Origin of the sequence: Streptomyces sp. ISL-87, assembly GCF_018614095.1 — a bacterium.
Classification (GTDB): Bacteria; Actinomycetota; Actinomycetes; order Streptomycetales; family Streptomycetaceae; genus Streptomyces.
On sequence record NZ_JAGGOY010000059.1, the window covers coordinates 137,980 to 156,394 of the forward strand.

General features: G+C 71.9%; 20 protein-coding genes. 5 read left to right on the forward strand and 15 right to left on the reverse strand.

The genetic code is table 11. The features are described from left to right. Positions 1-16: 16 nt before the first annotated feature. The gene (locus tag J7I97_RS21535; protein WP_214937329.1) at positions 17-868 is read right to left on the reverse strand and encodes a phosphotransferase enzyme family protein; all 852 of its coding nucleotides are present in this window, start codon (positions 866-868) and stop codon (positions 17-19) included. A gap of 132 nt (positions 869-1,000) precedes the next feature. Here J7I97_RS21535 and J7I97_RS21540 point away from each other — a divergent pair, with 132 nt between their 5' ends. From J7I97_RS21540 to J7I97_RS21555, 4 genes are read left to right on the forward strand one after another with little or no spacing between them, the layout of a single operon-like run. Then, on the forward strand, positions 1,001-1,903 hold the full coding sequence (locus tag J7I97_RS21540) for a carbohydrate ABC transporter permease (RefSeq protein WP_251049582.1): 903 nt from the start codon (positions 1,001-1,003) through the stop codon (positions 1,901-1,903). Continuing rightward, positions 1,900-2,739 carry a carbohydrate ABC transporter permease gene (locus J7I97_RS21545; protein ID WP_214937331.1) on the forward strand — a complete coding sequence of 280 codons (840 nt, stop codon included), beginning with the start codon at positions 1,900-1,902 and terminating at the stop codon, positions 2,737-2,739. The genes J7I97_RS21540 and J7I97_RS21545 overlap by 4 nt, the downstream gene beginning before the upstream one ends. Continuing rightward, entirely contained in the window at positions 2,739-4,064 is a 1,326-nt protein-coding gene (locus J7I97_RS21550; protein ID WP_214937333.1) for a sugar ABC transporter substrate-binding protein, read from the forward strand. The genes J7I97_RS21545 and J7I97_RS21550 overlap by 1 nt, the downstream gene beginning before the upstream one ends. A 43-nt stretch (positions 4,065-4,107) precedes the next feature. Continuing rightward, positions 4,108-4,674, forward strand: coding sequence for a DUF1697 domain-containing protein (locus J7I97_RS21555; protein ID WP_214937336.1), 567 nt, complete (start codon positions 4,108-4,110; stop codon positions 4,672-4,674). Positions 4,675-4,701: 27 nt separating this feature from the next. Here J7I97_RS21555 and J7I97_RS21560 read toward each other — a convergent pair whose 3' ends face one another. Then, the gene (locus tag J7I97_RS21560; RefSeq protein WP_214937338.1) at positions 4,702-5,550 is read right to left on the reverse strand and encodes an aldo/keto reductase; all 849 of its coding nucleotides are present in this window, start codon (positions 5,548-5,550) and stop codon (positions 4,702-4,704) included. Between the two features lie 44 nt (positions 5,551-5,594). Between J7I97_RS21560 and J7I97_RS21565 the strand changes: the two genes are divergently transcribed. Next, on the forward strand, positions 5,595-6,596 hold the full coding sequence (locus J7I97_RS21565) for a ketopantoate reductase family protein (protein WP_214937341.1): 1,002 nt from the start codon (positions 5,595-5,597) through the stop codon (positions 6,594-6,596). A gap of 157 nt (positions 6,597-6,753) precedes the next feature. Here J7I97_RS21565 and J7I97_RS21570 read toward each other — a convergent pair whose 3' ends face one another. From J7I97_RS21570 to J7I97_RS21625, 13 genes are all read right to left on the reverse strand, one after another. Further along, on the reverse strand, positions 6,754-7,509 hold the full coding sequence (locus J7I97_RS21570) for a sirohydrochlorin chelatase (protein ID WP_374103566.1): 756 nt from the start codon (positions 7,507-7,509) through the stop codon (positions 6,754-6,756). Between the two features lie 5 nt (positions 7,510-7,514). Further along, on the reverse strand, positions 7,515-8,414 hold the full coding sequence (locus J7I97_RS21575; RefSeq protein ID WP_214937343.1) for an ABC transporter permease: 900 nt from the start codon (positions 8,412-8,414) through the stop codon (positions 7,515-7,517). Further along, complete coding sequence (locus tag J7I97_RS21580; protein ID WP_214937346.1) at positions 8,401-9,195, reverse strand: ABC transporter ATP-binding protein; 795 nt, start codon at positions 9,193-9,195, stop codon at positions 8,401-8,403. The genes J7I97_RS21575 and J7I97_RS21580 overlap by 14 nt, the downstream gene beginning before the upstream one ends. A 34-nt stretch (positions 9,196-9,229) precedes the next feature. Further along, a complete protein-coding gene (locus J7I97_RS21585; protein ID WP_214937348.1) occupies positions 9,230-10,363 on the reverse strand; it encodes an aliphatic sulfonate ABC transporter substrate-binding protein in 1,134 nt (377 codons plus the stop codon). Positions 10,364-10,584: 221 nt separating this feature from the next. After that, positions 10,585-11,934, reverse strand: coding sequence for a sulfate adenylyltransferase subunit 1 (locus J7I97_RS21590; RefSeq protein ID WP_214937350.1), 1,350 nt, complete (start codon positions 11,932-11,934; stop codon positions 10,585-10,587). A 1-nt stretch (position 11,935) separates the two neighbouring features. Further along, positions 11,936-12,889, reverse strand: coding sequence for a sulfate adenylyltransferase subunit CysD (gene cysD / locus J7I97_RS21595; RefSeq protein ID WP_214937352.1), 954 nt, complete (start codon positions 12,887-12,889; stop codon positions 11,936-11,938). Next, complete coding sequence (cysC, locus tag J7I97_RS21600) at positions 12,886-13,431, reverse strand: adenylyl-sulfate kinase (protein ID WP_214937354.1); 546 nt, start codon at positions 13,429-13,431, stop codon at positions 12,886-12,888. The genes cysD and cysC overlap by 4 nt, the downstream gene beginning before the upstream one ends. Before the next feature lie 38 nt (positions 13,432-13,469). After that, positions 13,470-14,168 carry a phosphoadenylyl-sulfate reductase gene (locus J7I97_RS21605; RefSeq protein ID WP_214937356.1) on the reverse strand — a complete coding sequence of 233 codons (699 nt, stop codon included), beginning with the start codon at positions 14,166-14,168 and terminating at the stop codon, positions 13,470-13,472. Continuing rightward, on the reverse strand, positions 14,165-14,344 hold the full coding sequence (locus tag J7I97_RS21610) for a hypothetical protein (protein ID WP_053785636.1): 180 nt from the start codon (positions 14,342-14,344) through the stop codon (positions 14,165-14,167). Before J7I97_RS21610 ends, J7I97_RS21605 begins: the two co-directional genes overlap by 4 nt. Continuing rightward, complete coding sequence (locus J7I97_RS21615) at positions 14,341-16,050, reverse strand: nitrite/sulfite reductase (protein WP_214937358.1); 1,710 nt, start codon at positions 16,048-16,050, stop codon at positions 14,341-14,343. Before J7I97_RS21615 ends, J7I97_RS21610 begins: the two co-directional genes overlap by 4 nt. Positions 16,051-16,262: 212 nt before the next feature. Beyond that, complete coding sequence (locus J7I97_RS40375; protein WP_312847410.1) at positions 16,263-16,346, reverse strand: putative leader peptide; 84 nt, start codon at positions 16,344-16,346, stop codon at positions 16,263-16,265. Positions 16,347-16,527: 181 nt separating this feature from the next. After that, the gene (locus J7I97_RS21620) at positions 16,528-17,091 is read right to left on the reverse strand and encodes a GNAT family N-acetyltransferase (protein WP_214937360.1); all 564 of its coding nucleotides are present in this window, start codon (positions 17,089-17,091) and stop codon (positions 16,528-16,530) included. A gap of 5 nt (positions 17,092-17,096) precedes the next feature. Beyond that, the gene (locus tag J7I97_RS21625; RefSeq protein ID WP_214937446.1) at positions 17,097-18,380 is read right to left on the reverse strand and encodes a GAF domain-containing protein; all 1,284 of its coding nucleotides are present in this window, start codon (positions 18,378-18,380) and stop codon (positions 17,097-17,099) included. Positions 18,381-18,415: the final 35 nt, after the last annotated feature.

Sequence of the window (18,415 nt, forward strand, 5' to 3'; positions counted from 1 at the left end):
CTTGCCGGTCACGGCACTAGAAGGGGTGCCAGCGCATTTCCGTGTCGCCGTCCCGCAGCGAGGCGACCCGGCGGCGGAATTCGGCCAGGGCCTTCGGGTTGGCGGGGGCGTGCTGGGCGACCCAGGCACAGCTGGCGGTCTCGCGTGCGCCGCGCAGGACCGCGCAGCCCTCCCAGTCGCGGACGTCCCAGCCGTACGCCGCCGCGAAGGCCTCGTACGCCTCGGCGGGCAGGCCGTAGCGGTCGCGGGACAGAGCCATCACCACGAGGTCGTGCTCGCGCAGGTCGGCCGAGACGGTCTCCAGGTCCACCAGGACCGGGCCGGCCGGGCCCACGTGGACGTTGCGGGGGAGGGCGTCGCCGTGGATCGGGCCCACGGGGAGGTGCGGAGTGAGCCCGGCGACCTCGTCGGCGTAGGCATCGCGCCGGGCCCGCAGGTACGCCGCGTCCGCCGGGTCGATGGCCTCGCCGGCCAGCCGGAGCCAGCGCTCGACGCCGCCGAGCAGGTCCCGAGGGGGCAGGCCGAACGGTGGCGCGGGCAGCGCGTGGATCCGCCGCAGCAGCGCCGCGAGGTCCTCGGGGCCGGCCGGGCGCAGTGCGCCCGGAAGCCGGTGCCACAGGGTCACCGGATGCCCGTCCACCAGCCGGGGCTTCGGCTCGGCCGCGCGGACGGCGGGCACCCCGGACTCGGCGAGCCAGCCCGCCACCGCGAGCTCCCGCTCGGCGCGCTCCAGCAGGGCCGCCTCCCGGGCCACCTTCACCACCAGGTCGCCCAGCGCGAAGACCGCGTTCTCGCCGAGGGCGAGCAGCTCGGCCCGGCCGGCCAGGCCCGCCGCCGCGAGTACGTCCCTGGCACGCGCCTCGTCCATGCCGTGTCTCCGCATCGTCGTGAATCCGCCAAGTCTCCCATCCAGGTGTGCGGAACCTTGACGCGCCAACGGGGGCTGCGCACGATGACCGAGGCGGATCGGATCCGGATGATCCACCCGGAAGGGGGGGAAATGGCCACCCCGTCGGCCACTCCCGCGCGTCGCCGCTCCGATCACGGAGCCTGGTTCCTGGTCCTGCCCGCGCTCATCCCGATCCTGCTGCTCAGCGTCGGCCCGCTGCTCTACGGCATCGCCCTCGCCTTCACCGACTCCCAGTCCGGCAGGACCGCCCCCACCCAGTGGGCGGGCGCGCTCAACTTCCAGGACCTGCTGCACGACCGGCTGTTCTGGGACTCCTTCCGGATCGGCCTGCTGTGGGCGATCGGCGTCACCGTGCCGCAGTTCCTACTGGCCCTCGGCCTCGCCCTCCTGCTCAACCAGAACCTCCGCTTCCGCTGGCTGGCCCGGTCGCTCGCGATCATCCCGTGGGCCATGCCCGAGGTGGTCGTCGGCATCATGTGGCGGCTCGTCTACCACCCCGACGCGGGCGTACTGAACGAAACCCTGTCCGGCCTCGGCCTCGCCGGGGACACCGACTGGCTCAGCGGCCTGGCCACCGCCCTGCCCGCCGTGATCGTCGTCGGCGTCTGGGCGGGCATGCCCCAGACCACCGTGGCGCTCCTCGCCGGCCTGCAGAACAGCCCGCACGAACTCCACGAGGCCGCCGCCCTCGACGGGGCCGGGGCCTGGCGCCGCTTCCGGGCCGTGACCTGGCCCGCGATCAAGCCCGTGGCGCTGTCCGTCTCCGCGCTCAACTTCATCTGGAACTTCAATTCCTTCGCCCTGGTCTACGTCCTCACCAACGGCGGGCCCGGCGGCCGCACCCGGCTTCCGATGCTCTTCGCCTACGAAGAGGCCTTCCGTTACGGGCAGTTCGGCTACGCCGCGGCCATGGGGTGCGTGATGGTCGCCGTGGTCTCCGTACTGCTCGCCGTGTACCTGGCCGGCCGGCTGAAGGGAGGGGACGCGCGGTGAACACCCGGACCCCGCGCCCCGTACGGGCGGCGCAGTACCTGGCCCTCGCCGGCTATCTCGCCTTCCTCGCCCTCCCGTTCCTGTGGCTCGTCTCCACCGCCTTCAAACCCGCGCGGGAACTCGGCAGCCTGGACCCCACCTGGATCCCGAGGAACCCCACCCTCGGCAACTTCCGCCAGGCGTTCGAGGAGCAGCCGCTGCTGCACGCCGCCCTCAACAGCCTGATCGCCGCCCTGTGCGCGGCCGTGGTCTCCGTACTGCTCGCCACCCCGACGGCCTTCGTCCTCGCCCGCCGGCGGGGCCGGATGTCCGCCGCGGCCACCGGCTGGGTCGTGGTCAGCCAGGCGTTCCCGTTCGTGCTGGTGATCATCCCGCTGTTCCTGGTGCTCAAGAACCTGCACCTGATCAACTCGGTGCCGGGCCTGATCCTCGTCTACGTCGTCTGGTCGCTGCCCTTCGCCCTGTGGATGCTGACCGGGTACGTCCGGGCCGTGCCGCCGGAACTGGAGGAGGCGGCGGCGATGGACGGAGCCGGCCGGCTGCGCACCCTGGTCTCTGTGGTCGCCCCACTGCTCGCCCCGGGGATCGTGGCCACCGCGCTCTTCGCGTTCATCACCGCCTGGAACGAGTTCTTCTTCGCCCTCGTCCTCCTCAAGTCCCCGGAGAAGCAGACCTTGCCGGTCGTCCTGACCCACTTCCTCGGCGCGGAGGGAGCCGCCGACCTCGGACCGCTCGCCGCCGCGGCGTTCCTCGCGACGCTGCCCTCGCTGGTGATCTTCTCGGTGATCCAGAAGCGCATCACCGGCGGCATGCTGGCGGGGGCGGTGAAGAGCTGATGCCGGTCCTCTCCGAAGCCCGCCGCGCGCGGGCGGCCGTAGCGGCCCTGGTCCTGGCCTTGCTGGCCGCCCTGCTCGGCGGCTGTTCCGCGGCCGGCCGCCGGGGTGAGGGCCCTGACCGGAAAATCAGCATCCGGTTCCAGTCGCTGGCCTGGCAGAAGGAGTCCGTCGACGCCAACAAGGCCCTGGTCGCTGAGTGGAACGCCGCCCACCCCGGCATCCAGGTCCAGTACGTCCAGGGAAGCTGGAGCAGCGTCCACGACCAGCTGCTGACCTCCTTCGAGGGCGGCGAGGCCCCGGACGTGATCCACGACGCCTCCGACGACCTGGCCGACTTCGCGTACGGCGGCTACCTCGCCGACCTGCGGCCGCTGCTCTCCGACCGGCTGAAGGCCGATATCCCGGCCCGCAGCTGGGAGACCACCGCCTTCGGCGCGGACGGCGGGGTGTACGGGGTGCCCTTCCTCCAGGAGCCCCGGGTCCTGATGGCCAACTCCGCGCTGCTGCGCTCCTCGGGGGTCCGCATCCCGACCCCCGAAGCCCCCTGGAGCTGGGCGGAGTTCCGTACCGCGGCCAGGCAGCTCACCGCCGACGGGCGGTACGGGGTGGCGTGGCCGCTCAAGGAGCCCGTCTCCGCGACCCTCAACCTCGGCGTGTCCGCGGGCGGCCGGCTCTTCCACCGCGAGCCTCACGGGAAGGTCAGGATCCGCTGGGCCGAGGGCGACGCGGTCGTCCCCTCCACCATCCGGACCCAGGTCGACACCGACCACAGCGCCTCCCGCTCCACCCTCGCGATGGGCGGGTCCGACACCCTGCCGGGCTTCTTCGCCGGCAAGTACGCCATGGTGCCGCTCGGGTTCTCGTACCGTCAGCAGATCGTCCGGCAGGCCCCGCCCGGATTCGAGTGGCAGGTGCTGCCTCCGCCGCAGGGCGCGGACGGCCTGGCCCAGGGGGTCAGCCCGCAGACCCTGTCCATCGCCCAGGACAGCCCCCACAAGAAGGAGGCGGCCGCCTTCATCGACTTCCTGCTGCGCCCGGCGAACATGGTCCGCCTCGCCCGCGGCGACTGGATGCTGCCGACCGGTACGCAGGCCCTCGCCGACCCCGCACTGCGCACCCCCGAGCTCGGCTGGGCCACGGGCGCGGCCCTGGCCGGGCAGCTGCGCCCGGCGCCAGCGCAGTCGGTGCGCGGCTACCCGGAGTGGAAGGACAAGGTGGCGACCCCCGCCCTTCAGGAGTACTACAGCGGCGCGATCGGCGCCGCCGAGCTGGAACGGCGCCTGGTGGAAGATGGCAACCGGGTCCTGGCCCGGTACCAGAGGTAAGAGACACGCGCGCACTGTCGGCGGTCCGCCCTATCGTTCGGGCATGACGACTCGCACCCCTCAGAAGTTCGCCGCGCTGCTGCGCGGCATCAATGTCGGCGGGAGCAGGAAGGTCCCGATGGCGGAGCTGCGCGAGGTCCTGGAGGGCCTGGGCCACGCCGATGTCCAGACGTACCTGCAGAGCGGCAACGTCGTGTTCAGCAGCACGAAGAAGGACCCCGTGGCCCTCGCCCGGGAACTGGAGGCGGCCATCGAGGCCCACTTCGGCTTCAAGGTGTCCTGCCTGGTGCTGGACGGCGCATACCTGCGCGCCGTCGCAGACGCCTGTCCCTTCCCGGCCGCCGAGCTGGAGGGCAAGCAGCTCCACGCCTCCTTCTTCTCCGAACAGCCCCCCGAGGACCGCTTCGCGGCGATCGACGGGCCCTCGTACCTCCCGGAGGAGTTCCGGATCGGCGACCGGGTCGTCTACCTCTACGCCCCGAACGGCCTCGGCCGCTCAAAGCTGGCGGAGGCCCTCAACAGGCCCGCGGTGGTGAAGGGCATCGACGTGACGAGCCGCAACTGGAACACGGTCGCCAAGCTGGTCGAGCTGACGGCGGACGCCCCCTGACCCCGAGCGGTCCCCGGAAGACAGACCCTAGTCGGCCAGTGCGTCCAGCAGCGCCAGTTCCCGCGCCGTGAGGTGGATCGTCGCCGCGTCCAGGTTCTCGGCGAGGTGGGAGAGGGAACCCGTGCCCGGGGTGGGGCACAGGACCGGCGAGTGGTGGAGGAGCCAGGCCAGGGCGATCTGGCCCGGGCCCGCCCCGTGCTCGGCGGCCACCGCGGTGACGGCGGCCGCGCTCTCGTGGGGCAGGGTCCCGCTGCCGAGGGGGTAGTACGGGAGGAAGGCGATCCCGCGTGCCTCGCACAGTGCGAGCACCTCGGCCGACGAGCGGTCCAGCAGGTTGTACGGGTTCTGCACCGAGGCGATCGGGGCCGACTCCAGTGCCAGCCGCAGCTGTTCGGCCGTGACCGTGTCCAGGCCTATGTGCCGGATCTTGCCCTCCGCCCGCAACCGGGCCAGCTCGCCCAGCTGTTCGGCCATCGGGACCGCCGGGTCGAAGCGGTGCAGCTGATAGAGGCCGATGCTGTCCACACGCAGCCGCCGCAGACTCGCCTCGCACTGGGCCCGGAGCTGCTCCGGACGGCCCGCACAGTGCCACCGGTCGGGGCCGGTGCGCACCACCCCGCCCTTCGTGGCGATCACGAGCCGCTCGTCGTACGGGTGCAGGGACTCCGCGATCAGTTCCTCGGCCAGGTCGGGACCGTAGTTGTCGGCCGTGTCGAGCAAGGTGACCCCGCGCTCGACCGCCGAGTGCAGCAGCGCCACGGCCTCCGCCCGCCCGCCACGCGGGCCCCAGTAGCCGGGGCCGACCAGACCGCCCGTGCCGAGGCCGAGCCGGCGTACGGGCAGATCCCCACCGAGACTGAACGTCAAGTCCATCATGGCCCGACGGTAACCCACGGCGCAGGATGTGCCAGGCTCACGGCATGCGTTACATCATCATCGGCGCCGGGGCGATCGGCGCGTCCATCGGCGGCCGGCTCGCCGAAGCCGGCCATGAGGTCGTACTCGTCGCACGCGGCGCGCACGCGGAGGCGATCAAGGCGGAGGGGCTGAGGCTCACGACGGCGGACGGGGAGCGGGTGCACCGGTTGCCGGTCGTCACCGGGCCCGCGGAGCTGGGTCAACTGCGGCCGGACGATGTGCTGCTGCTGGCCGTGAAGACCCAGGACGCGATCGCCGCGCTCGACGCGTGGGGCGACGCGGAGGTCGCGGGCGGCGGTACGGCGGCGCAGCGGCTGCCGGTGCTGTGCGCGCAGAACGGGGTCGAGAGCGAGCGGCTGGCCCTACGGCGCTTCGCGCGGGTGTACGGGGTGTGCGTCTGGCTGCCCTCCACGTTCCTGGAGCCGGGCGTGGTGTCGGCGCTGTGCACACCGCTGACCGGGATCCTGCACCTGGGCAGGGCGGCAGGAGGGACCGACAAGCTCGTCCACCGGATCGCGGCCGACCTGGAGCGGTCCGGGTTCGAGGCGCCGGTGGTCGAGGACGTGATGCGGTGGAAGTACGCGAAGCTGCTGGGAAACCTGGGGAACGCGATCCAGGCGACGACGGGCCCGGAGCCCCACCCGGCGAAGGCGGCGCTGCTGGTGCGGGCGATCCGGGAGGGCAAGGCCGTGTTCGAGGCGGCCGGGATCGCCCGTGCCTCCGACGCGGAGCAGTCGGCGGCCCGCGACGGAAAGGTGGAGCCGGCGCCGGGTGTGCGGGGCGGGTCGTCCTGGCAATCACTGGCGCGGGGCACGGGATCGGTGGAGGCGGACTATCTCAACGGTGAGATCTCGATGCTGGGCCGCCTGCACGGTGTGCCGACCCCGGTGAACGACACGCTCCGCCACGCGGCGAACATCTTCGCCCGCGAGGGGCTGCCGCCGGGTGCGATGTCCGTCGAGGACCTGACGGCCCTGGCCGACGAGGCCGCGGGTCGGGCGTAGCCGCCGTGCGCGTGCGCGGGTGCCGCTGTGCGGAGCCGTCCCCGCCCCGCCCCGCCGCGCCCCTTCCCGAAACCGGGCTCTGCCCGGACCCGGTCCTCAAACGCCGGACGGGCTGGAAATGCCGCTGCGCGGCATCATCCAGCCCCGTCGGCGCGAGTCAGGCCGTCAGGGCCGGGAGCAGGGCCGGGGCGGAGGCGGCCGCGTCGTAGCGGCGCAGCAGGAGGCGGGCCAGTTCCGGCGCCGCTCCCAGGACACCGGCCACGAAGTCCGCGCCCGACTCGACGGCGCCCGTCGCGATGCGGTCCGGGAGCCGGCCCGGGGCGATGACGTACGGGGCCACCGCCACCCGCCGGGCGCCCTCCGCGCGCAGGGCCCGTACGGCGTCCTCCGTACGGGGAAGGGCAGCGGAGGCGAACGCAGGCCGCACGGCGCACCAACCGGTGTGCCGCCACTCCCGCGCGATTTCAGCGATCACTGCGATCGCCTCCGGGTCTGTGGAGCCGGCGGACGCGAGTACCACCGCGGTGGTGGCGCGGTCCGCCGGGGTGATGCCCGCCTCCGCGAGGCGGCGCTCCAGGGCCGAGACCAGGAGCGGGGACGGGCCGAGGACGTCGGCGACGGAGACCGAGAGGCCGGGGAGGCGGGTCGTGGCCTCCGACAGGACCGCCGGGATGTCCGCCTTCGCGTGGAAGGCCCGGGTGAGGAGCAGCGGGAGGGCGACGACGTCGCGGACTCCCGACAGGTACAGGGACGACAGGACCTGGTCGACGCGCGGGGCGTTGAAGTCCAGGTAGGCCGTCTCCACCCGCAGCCCGGGCCGCAGCGCCCGTACCCGCCGGGTGAGGGCGTGCACGGTCGCCGCGTGCCGCGGGTCGCGGCTGCCGTGGGCTATGACCAGAAGTGCGGGAGACACGGGACTCAGCTCTTCACCAGCAGGCCGCGGCTGCGCAGCACCCACCGCTCGACCGGGCTGAAGATCAGCAGGTCGATCGCGATGCCGACGACCAGGATCAGGATGATCGCGAGGAACACGCCCGGCATGTCGATGTTGTTGCGGCCGTTCTCCAGCAACTGGCCCAGGCCCAGGCCCAGGTCCGGCGAGGAGGCGATGATCTCCGCCGCCATCAGCGAGCGCCAGGAGAAGGCCCAGCCCTGCTTCAGGCCGGCCAGGTAGCCCGGCAGCGCGGCCGGCATGACCACGTGCCAGGTGCCCTTGAGGCCCGTGGCGCCCAGCGTGCGGCCGGCCCGCAGGAACAGCGGCGGGACCTGGTCGACGCCCGACACCAGGCCGTTGGCGATCGACGGGACGGCGCCGAGCAGGATGACCGCGTACATCATCGAGTCGTTCAGGCCGAGCCAGATGACGGCCGGCGGCACCCACGCCACCGACGGCAGGGACTGCAGACCCGACAGGATCGGGCCGATCGCCGCGCGGACGAACTTCACCCGGGAGACCAGCAGACCCAGCGGGGTGCCGATGGCCAGGGCCAGCAGGAAGCCGAGCAGGCCGCGCGAGACGCTGGTCCAGATGACCTCCAGCAGGGTGCCCTGAAGCCACATCTCGGACAGCCCGTCCCACACCGCGGACGGGGCGGGCAGCTTGGTCTCCTCGGTGACCTTCGCCGAGACGAGGATCTGCCAGACGGCGAGGACCAGGCCGACGGCGACGAGCGGCGGCAGGATCTTCTTGAGGAGTACCTCACGGACCGGCGTGCGGTGGGTCTGGACCGCGTCGAGGGCGTCCAGTCCGGCCTCCAGGCCGGCAAGGTCGTCCGTGCCGTTGGCCTTGCCCTTGGACTTGATGTCAGTGCTGGCCATGGCGGCGGATCTCCCCACGCAGGTGTTCAGTGATCTCAAGGGACAGCTCCGCGACGTCCGCGTCCTCGATGCGGCGCGGCTGCGGGATGCCCACGGTCCATTCCTTCGCGACCCGGCCGGGCCGCGAGGAGAGCAGGACCACGCGCTGGGCGAGGCGGACGGCCTCGCGCACGTTGTGCGTGACGAAGAGGACCGACAGACCGGTCTCCGCCCAGATACGGGTGAGTTCGCCGTGCAGCACGTCACGCGTGATGGCGTCCAGCGCGGCGAACGGCTCGTCCATCAGCAGCAGCCGGCTGTCCTGGGCGAGCGCACGGGCCAGGGCCACGCGCTGCCGCATACCGCCCGACAGCTCGTGGACGCGCTTGCCGTACGCGCCGCCGAGGCGGACCAGCTCCAGCAGCCGCTCGGCCTCCGGGCGGCGCTCGGCCTTGGCCACCCCGCGCAGGCGCAGGGCGAGTTCGATGTTCTTGCCCGCGGTGAGCCACGGGAAGAGGGCGTGCTCCTGGAACATCAGGGCCGGCCGCCCGCCGGGCGTCTCGATGACGCCGGAGGAGGGCTTGTCGAGCCCCGCGACCAGGTTGAGCAGGGTGGATTTGCCACACCCCGAGGCCCCCAGGATGGTGACGAACTCTCCGGGAGCGACGTCGAGGCTGACGTCGTCCAGGACGAGCTGCGATCCGGCCGGGCCGGAGAAGGACTTCGAGACGTGCTCGATGCGGGCGGCGTGCGTCTGCTCCGCTACGGTGCCCTCGGCAGCCTTGGCAAGCGTGGTGGCCATGGTCGTCACCTCCTGGGGGATTTGGGGGTCGGGCTTACTTGGCGCTGAGAGCGGCGTCGGAGACCTCGGGCTTGCCGGCGCCCTTCAGGACCTTGTTCAGCAGCGTCAGGTCGTAGATGCCGGCGAGGTCGGGCTGCTCGATGAGCTTGGCCTTGACCGCCCAGTCGGACTCGGTCTTCAGCGTGGTGGCCAGCGGGTCGTCGGTGACGAGGATGCTGGACCAGGCCGGGTCGAGGACCGCAGCGTCGAGCCCCTTGCCGCTGAGCGACTTGAGGGCCGCGTTCGCGGAGGCCTTCGCCTTGTCCTGGTTGGCGTTGATCCACTCGTTCGTCTTCACCGTGCCGCGCAGCACGGCCTCGACGACGTCCGCGTGCTCCTTGAGGAACTTCTGGGACACGATGACGTTCGTGATCACGAACTTCTTGTCGGGCCACAGGTCGGTCTCGTCGAGGAGGACCTTGCCACCCTTGGTCACGAGCTTCGAGGCGGTCGGCTCCGGCACCCAGGCGCCGTCGATCGAACCCTGCTTGAAGGCGTCCGGGGTGACCTTGTTGTCCGTGCGGACGACGGAGACGTCACCCTTGCCGGACTCCGGGTCGACCTTCCAGCCCTTCTCGGAGATCCAGTTGAGGAACGCGACGTCCTGCGTGTTCCCCTTCTGCGGGGTGGCGATCTTCTTGCCCTTGACGTCGTCCAGGGTCTTGATCTTGTCCGGGTTCACGACGAGCTTCACGCCGCCGGAGGCGGAACCCGAGATGATCCGCAGGTTGGAGCCCTTGGACTTCACGTAACCGTTGATCGACGGAGAGGGGCCGATGAAACCGATGTCGAGAGAGCCGCCGTTGAGGGCTTCGATCTCGGACGGGCCCGCGTTGAAAGTCTGCGGCTTGAGCGCGGTGCCGCCCAGCTCCTTGGCAATCAGGCCTTCCTGGATGCCGACCAGCGCGGTGGCGTGCGTCAGGTTCGGGAAGTAGCCGATGCGGACCTCGGAGGCGGAGAGCTTCTTGCCGCCGGTCGCGGCGTTCGCCTGCTTAGCGCCCTCGTTGGCAGGCTCTTCGGCCTGGGAGCCGTAGCCGCAGGAGGCGAGCGCGCCGATCAGCAGCGGCAGGGCGGCCGCGGCGACAACGCCGCGGCGCAGGGTCTTACGAGTGTTCTCGGTGGCAGGCACGGGAGGACTTCCTCTCGTCGCGTCATCTCATGACGCACGTCTTCGTTTGCGGAGCAAGGGCGGATACGGCTCGTGGGGGGTGTGGGCGCGAAGGCGGGATGCCGACGGCAATTTGGTCATCGCGCACATCGCGCCACCCCTCCCTGGCCGCTGCCCAGGCGGCCGCTGCCTACGCGGCCGCCCTCCTTGGCGAAGGTGGAGTAGATGTCGGGCAGCATGGGCTAGAAGTCCCACCCTTCCTCATCCGCCTGGACGGTCGTCTCGGCCTTGGAGGCGAAGGACTCGCCCGCCATGCCCGCCGCCAGGGTGGTTCCGTCGGCCGGGTCGATCAGCAGGAAGGACCCGGTGCGGCGCGAGTCGGCGTACGCGTCGAGCGCGAGCGGCTCGGCGGTACGGACGACCACGCGGCCGATGTCGTTGGCCACCAGCTGCCCGGGGTTCGGGTGCTGGGACAGGTCGTCCAGGGTCAGCCGCGAGGGGATCTCCTTGACGATCGCCTTGACCGTACGCGTCGTGTGCTTGATCAGCACTCGGGCCCCGACGGAGAGGGGCTGGTCCGCCACGTGGCAGACCGTCGCCTCGACGTCCTGCGTGGTGGCCGGGGCGCTCGCGGACGGCGCGATCAGGTCGCCGCGCGAGATGTCGATGTCGTCCGCCAGGCGCAGCGTCACCGACTGCGGGGCCCAGGCGATGTCCACGCTCTCGCCGAGCGCGTCGATGCCCACGATGGTGCTCGTACGGCCCGAGGGCAGTACGGTCACGGCCTCGCCGACGCGCAGCACACCGGAGGCGATCTGGCCCGCGTAGCCGCGGTAGTCGGGGTGCTCGGCGGACTGCGGGCGGATCACGTACTGCACCGGGAAGCGCGCCGGGCAGGCGGTGAGGTCGTGGCTGACCGGGACGGTCTCCAGGTGCTCCAGCACCGTCGGGCCGCCGTACCAGTCCATGTTGGCGGAGGGCTCGACCACGTTGTCCCCGGCCAGGGCCGAGATCGGGATCGCGGTGATCTCCGGGACGCCCAGGTCGGAGGCGTACGCGGTGAACTCCTCGGCGATCGCCGCGAAGACCGACTCCTCGTAGCGCACCAGGTCCATCTTGTTGACGGCCAGCACCACGTGCGGGACGCGCAGCAGCGCGGCGACGGCCGCGTGCCGGCGGGTCTGCTCGATCACGCCGTTGCGGGCGTCGACCAGGACCACGGCCAGGTCGGCGGTGGAGGCGCCGGTGACCATGTTCCGCGTGTACTGCACGTGCCCCGGGGTGTCCGCGAGGATGAAGCGGCGGCGCGCGGTGGCGAAGTAGCGGTACGCGACGTCGATGGTGATGCCCTGCTCCCGCTCGGCCCGCAGGCCGTCGGTGAGCAGCGCGAGGTCGGGGGCGTCCTGGCCGCGCTGGGCGGAGACGGCCTCGACGGCCTCCATCTGGTCGGTCAGGACCGACTTGGAGTCGTGCAGCAGGCGGCCGACCAGCGTGGACTTGCCGTCGTCGACGGATCCGGCGGTCGCGAAGCGCAGCAGGGTCGTCGCTGCGAGGTCAGCCAGGTTGGCGACCTGATCGGTGGTGCTGGTCATGTTAGAAGTACCCTTCGCGCTTGCGGTCTTCCATCGCGGCCTCGGACATCTTGTCGTCGGCGCGTGTCGCGCCCCGCTCGGTGAGGCGGGAGACGGCGATCTCGGCGATCACGGCGTCCAGCGTGGCGGCCTCGGAGTCGACGGCGCCGGTGCAGGACATGTCACCGACGGTGCGGTAGCGGATGAGACGCGTCTCGGGCGTCTCGCCCTCCTTCGGGCCGCCCCACTCGCCGGCCGTCAGCCACATGCCGTTGCGCTGGAAGACCTCGCGCTCGTGGGCGAAGTAGATCTCCGGCAGCTCGATGCCCTCGCGGGCGATGTACTGCCACACGTCCAGCTCGGTCCAGTTGGACAGCGGGAAGACGCGCACGTGCTCGCCGGGCGCGTGGCGGCCGTTGTAGAGCTGCCACAGCTCGGGGCGCTGGCGGCGCGGGTCCCACTGGGAGAACTCGTCGCGGAGGCTGAACACCCGCTCCTTGGCGCGGGCCTTCTCCTCGTCGCGGCGGCCGCCGCCGAACACGGCGTCGAACTTGAGGCTCTGGATCGCCTCGGTCAGCGGGACGGTCTGCAGCGGGTTGCGGGTGCCGTCCGGGCGCTCGCGCAGCTTGCCCGCGTCGATGTAGTCCTGGACGGACGCCACGTGCAGGCGCAGGCCGTGCTTCTCGACCGTGCGGTCGCGGTACTCCAGCACCTCGGGGAAGTTGTGGCCCGTGTCGACGTGCAGCAGCGTGAAGGGCACCGGCGCCGGCGCGAACGCCTTCAGTGCCAGGTGCAGCATGACGATGGAGTCCTTGCCGCCGGAGAACAGGATCACCGGCTTCTCGAACTCGCCCGCCACCTCGCGGAAGATGTGCACGGCCTCGGATTCGAGGGCGTCGAGGTGCGACAGCGCGTAGGGCGCGGACCCCAAAGAATCATCTGCAGCGTCGTGGACGTGTGCGACGGTGGTCGTCATGCCAGACCCCTCTCGGTGAGCAGCGCGTGCAGGGCCGAAGCCGACTCCTGCACGGTCTGCGTGTGCGACTCGATACGGAGGTCCGGGGACTCCGGCGCCTCGTACGGGTCGTCGACGCCGGTCAGACCGGAGATCTCGCCCGCCGCCTGCTTGGCGTACAGGCCCTTCACGTCACGCTCGGAGCACACCTCGACCGGGGTGGCCACGTGCACTTCGAGGTAGTTCGTCTCGGCGGCCGCGTGGCGCCCCCGAACGGCCTCACGGCTGTCCGTGAACGGCGCGATCACCGGCACCAGCGCCTTGACGCCGTTGCTCGCGAGGAGCTCGGCGACGAAGCCGATCCGCTGCACGTTGGTGTGCCGGTCCTCGCGGCTGAAACCGAGGCCGGCGGAGAGGAACTCGCGGATCTCGTCGCCGTCGAGGACCTCCACGCGGTGGCCCTCCGCGCGCAGCCGGTCGGCCAGCGCGTAGGCGATGGTGGTCTTGCCCGCGCTCGGCAGCCCGGTCAGCCACACGGTGGCGCCCTGGTCGCTCACGCTCATCTGCTCTGTCTCCGTAAGTTCCGTACGTTCGGTCGTCATCAGCCGTGCAGTCCGCACTCGGTCTTGCCCCGCCCGGCCCAGCGCCCGGCCCGCGCGTCCTCGCCCTCCGCCACGCGGCGGGTGCAGGGGGCGCAGCCGACGGAGGCGTAGCCGTCCATCAGCAGCGGGTTGGTGAGCACGCCGTGTTCCGCGACGTACGCGTCCACGTCGTCCTGGGTCCAGCGGGCGATCGGCGAGATCTTGACCTTCTGCCGCTTCTCGTCCCAGCCGACCACCGGGGTGTTGGCCCGGGTCGGGGACTCGTCGCGGCGCAGGCCCGTCGCCCACGCGTCGTACGCGGTCAGGCCCTCTTCGAGGGGCTTGACCTTGCGCAGCGCGCAGCAGAGGTCGGGGTCGCGGTCGTGCAGCTTGGGGCCGTACTCCGCGTCCTGCTCGGCCACCGTCTGGCGCGGGGTGAGGGTGATGATGTTGACGTCCATCACGGCCTCGACCGCGTCGCGGGTGCCGATGGTCTCCTCGAAGTGGTAGCCGGTGTCGAGGAAGACCACGTCCACGCCGGGGAAGGCGCGGGACGCCAGGTGGGCGACGACCGCGTCCTCCATGGAGGAGGTGACGCAGAACTTCTTGCCGAAGGTCTCGGCCGCCCAGGTGAGGATCTCCAGCGCGGAGGCGTCCTCGAGGTCCCGTCCGGCCTGCTCGGCCAGCGCTTTGAGACTCACGTCTTGAGTGGTGGTCATATCTCGTCCCCTCCAGCGGTGTTCGACTGAACGCCCCGGGCCAGCAGCCCGAGGTACTTCAGCTGGAAGGCTCGGTTGCAGGCCCTGCATTCCCAGGCGCCGTGACCCGTCTCGTTCGGAAACAGGTCCTCGTCGCCGCAGTACGGGCAGTAGAACGGGGCGGCGCGCTCGCTCACGAGAGGTCCTCGTCCTTCGCGCGGCCGACCCAGGCGGCAAAGCGCTCGCCGTCCTCACGCTGCTCCTCGAAGCGCGTGACGACCCGCTCGACGTAGTCGGGCAGACCGGCCGAGGTGACCTTGAGGCCGCGGACCTTGCGGCCGAAGCCGGCCTCCAGGCCGAGCGCGCCGCCCAGGTGGACCTGGTAGCCCTCCACCTGGTTGCCGTCGTCGTCCAGGACCAGCTGGCCCTTGAGACCGATGTCCGCCACCTGGATACGGGCGCAGGCGTTCGGGCAGCCGTTGATGTTGATGGTGAGCGGCTCGGCGAACTCCGGCAGGCGGCGCTCCAGCTCGTCGATCAGCGAGGCGCCGCGCGCCTTGGTCTCGACGATGGCCAGCTTGCAGAACTCGATGCCGGTGCAGGCCATCGTGCCGCGGCGGAACGGGGACGGCTTGACCCGCAGGTCCAGTGCCTCCAGGGCCGCGACGACGGAGTCGACCTTGTCCGCCTCGACGTCGAGCACGATCATCTTCTGCTCGGCGGTGGTGCGCAGGCGGCCGGAGCCGTGCTGCTCGGCGACGTCCGCGATCTTGGTCAGGGTGGCACCGTCCACGCGGCCGACGCGGGGCGCGAAGCCGACGTAGAAGCGGCCGTCCTGCTGCTGGTGGACGCCGACGTGGTCGCGCCACTGGCCGCTGGGCTGCTCGGGCGCGGGGCCGTCGGTCAGCTTGCGCTTCAGGTACTCGTCCTCCAGGACCTGGCGGAACTTGGCCGGGCCCCAGTCGGCGACGAGGAACTTCAGGCGGGCGCGGGTGCGCAGCCGGCGGTAGCCGTAGTCGCGGAAGATCGAGATGACGCCCTCGTAGACGTCCGGGACCTCGTCGAGCGAGACCCAGGTGCCCAGGCGGACGCCCAGCTTGGGGTTGGTCGACAGCCCGCCGCCGACCCAGACGTCGAAGCCGGGGCCGTGCTCGGGGTGGTTCACGCCGACGAAGGCGATGTCGTTGATCTCGTGCGCCACGTCGAGCAGCGGCGAGCCGGAGACCGCGGACTTGAACTTGCGGGGCAGGTTGGAGAAGTCGGGGTTGCCCACGATCCGGCGGTAGATCTCATCGATGGCGGGGGTGCCGTCGATGATCTCGTCCTGGGCGATGCCGGCGACGGGCGAGCCGAGGATGACGCGGGGGGTGTCACCGCAGGCCTCGGTGGTCGAGAGGCCGACGGCCTCCAGACGGCGCCAGATCTCCGGGACGTCCTCTATGCGGATCCAGTGGTACTGCACGTTCTGACGGTCGGTGAGGTCCGCGGTGCCGCGCGCGAACTCCTCGGAGATCTCGCCGATGACGCGCAGCTGCTCGGTGGTCAGCCGGCCGCCGTCGATGCGGACGCGCAGCATGAAGTACTTGTCGTCCAGCTCCTCCGGCTCCAGGATCGCGGTCTTGCCGCCGTCGATCCCGGGCTTGCGCTGGGTGTAGAGGCCCCACCAGCGCATGCGGCCGCGGAGGTCGTTGGGGTCGATCGAGTCGAAGCCCGTTTTGGAGTAGATCGTCTCAATGCGTGTCCGCACGTTGAGACCGTCGTCGTCCTTTTTGAACTGCTCGTTGCCGTTGAGGGGCGTGTGGTGTCCGACGGCCCACTGGCCCTCGCCGCGGTGACGGCCGGTCTTGCGGCGCGCGGCTGCGGCCGGAGCTGCGGCTGCGGGCGTTACGGGGGTGGCGGCCATGGCGGTACGTCCTTCTTCGGCGGCTCGAGGCAAGGGCAGGGGGGAGCGGCGGTGAGCCCCCAGTCATCAGCCTGACGCTGAGCAGGTGTGGCTGATCGCCGCCCTTGTCCGGTGTTTCCGGTGGGCAGGGCGGTCTTCGGCCTCAGGGGCTTGCGGGTGCGACGCGTCCGCGACGGCGGGGACGACGGCGATGTGCGGCGTGGCTGGTTCCGTCAGCGCGCCGGACAGATGGCGCTGGACATGCGGCCGAGGTCGACGTGCCGCCGACTCACCAAGGCAATTCCAGCTCCATTCATGGCGGAAGCGTGTCATGTGCCGATTGGAGGAGTCCACTACTGTCCACGATACGGACGAACTCGTCCCGGATCGTGGGACGGCGTGATGGGGGTCACGCGGTGAAGGGCGGCCGGAACGCTTGCTTCCGGCCGCGCCGAGCTGTCCACGCCACCGGCGCGGCGCAGTGGCAGGCCCGTCGGGCTACGCGCCGGGCCAGGGGCCGGGAGCAGGGGTGTCCTCCTTGGACTCCGTCTCCGTCTTGAAGACCTTGAAGCCGCGCCGGAGGTAGTTGTCCATCGCCGTCGGGCCGTCCTGGCTGCACGTGTGGAGCCAGACGCGCCGGGTCGGCTCCAGCTCCGGCCAGCGCTCCGCGAGGGACCAGGCCGCGGCGACGCCCACCGAAAGCAGGTGACCGCCGATGCGGCGCCCGCGGAAGTCCGGGAGGAGCCCGAAGTACATGATCTCCACCACACCGCCCGGCTGGGGGTCGAGCTCCACGTACCCGGCCGGGGTCCCCCGGTCGTACGCGACCCACGTCTCCACGCCCGGCCGCCCCAGCTGCTCCACCCACTGCGCGCGCGTCAGCGACAGCCGGTCCGTCCAGTGGATGTCCCCGCCCACCGACGCGTACAGGAACCGGCTGAACTCAGGGGACGGGACCTCCGCCCGGGCCACGCGGATCTCGTCGCCCGGTACGGCCGCCGGGACCAGGTCCGTCGGCGAGGTCATTTCCAGGGACCAGGTGGTGAGAGTGATGGTGCTCATGCACGTCAGGGAACCACATCCGCCGGGGCGGACCCCCAGGGCCCCGTCCGGCCCAGGCGGGCCCGGACCACCGCGGGGGCCGTGGAGTGCGGGAGCAGCTCGGACGGGTCCTGCGGACGGATCAGCTCCACCTCCACGTCCTCCGCGAAGCGGTACGGGCGGTGCGTGAGGACCCCCGCGAGGTGGCGGCGTACCCGGGACATCTCCGCGCGGACCGTCACCGTGCGGGTGGGGTCCCCGAAGAGCTCCAGCGAGAGCTCCGCCGCCGAGCGCCCGCGCGGGGCCTCCGCCAGCAGGAACAACAGCTCCGCATGGCGCGGGCTCAGCTCCTGGGACCAGCTGCCCGCGGCCCCGTACACCGTCGCCGACCAGGCGCGCGGGCGGCTCACGTCCAGCACCACCCGGCTCGCCGCCGCGCCCGTGCCGTGCGCCTCCTCGACGCGCAGGAGCCAGCCACCGGGCAGCGGCTCCACCACGCAGTCGCCGAGCTGCGGCATCCACACCCGGCCCGGCCCGAAGGCCTTCGGCAGCGGCATCCGCTCCGCCGGGGCCAGCCCCGTCACCGCCGCCGTCCAGCCGTGTGCGTCCACCGCGAGCGCCCGCCCCGGCAGTCGGGCCAGCAGCGGGGCGGCCACCGTCCGCAGCCGCTCCAGGGACTCCAGGTGCCGCACCCGCAGCTCCCGCTCCGCGAGCCGGGCCACCGAGCTCACCCACGCCAGCGTCGCCGGGTGCATGGTGGCCAGCGGTCCGCTGACGTCCACCACCCCCAGCAGCCGCCCGTCCCGCGGGTCCCGTACGGGCGCTCCCGCGCAGGTCCAGTCGTGGTGGCTGGAGACGAAGTGCTCGGCCGAGAACACCTGGACCGGCCGCCGGGTCACCAGGGCGGTGCCCACCCCGTTCGTGCCGACCACGGCCTCGTCCCAGTCGGCGCCCACCGCGAAGCCCAGCCGGTCCGCCTTGCGCAGGATCGAGCTGTGGCCCTCCCGCCACAGCAGCCGCCCGTCCGCGTCGGCTACGACCATGATGTGCAGGGCCTCGTCCAGCTCGGGCAGCAGCCCCTCGCGCAGCACCGGCAGCAGCTCGCGCAGCGGCGAGACCTGCCGCCGCTCCTCCGTCTCGGCGGCCGACAGCATCCGCGAGCGGGCGTCCCGGTCCGGGTGCACCCCGCCGGCCAGCATCCGCCGCCAGGATTCGGCGATCTCCGGGCGCGGGGCGGCCGGCGGGCGGTCCCCGGCCAGCGCGGCCGCCCGTACTCCCTTGAGCAGACGCGCGGCCTCCCGCGCGTCCATGGCCGAAATGCGTGCCACATCGACCGTGCTGCCTG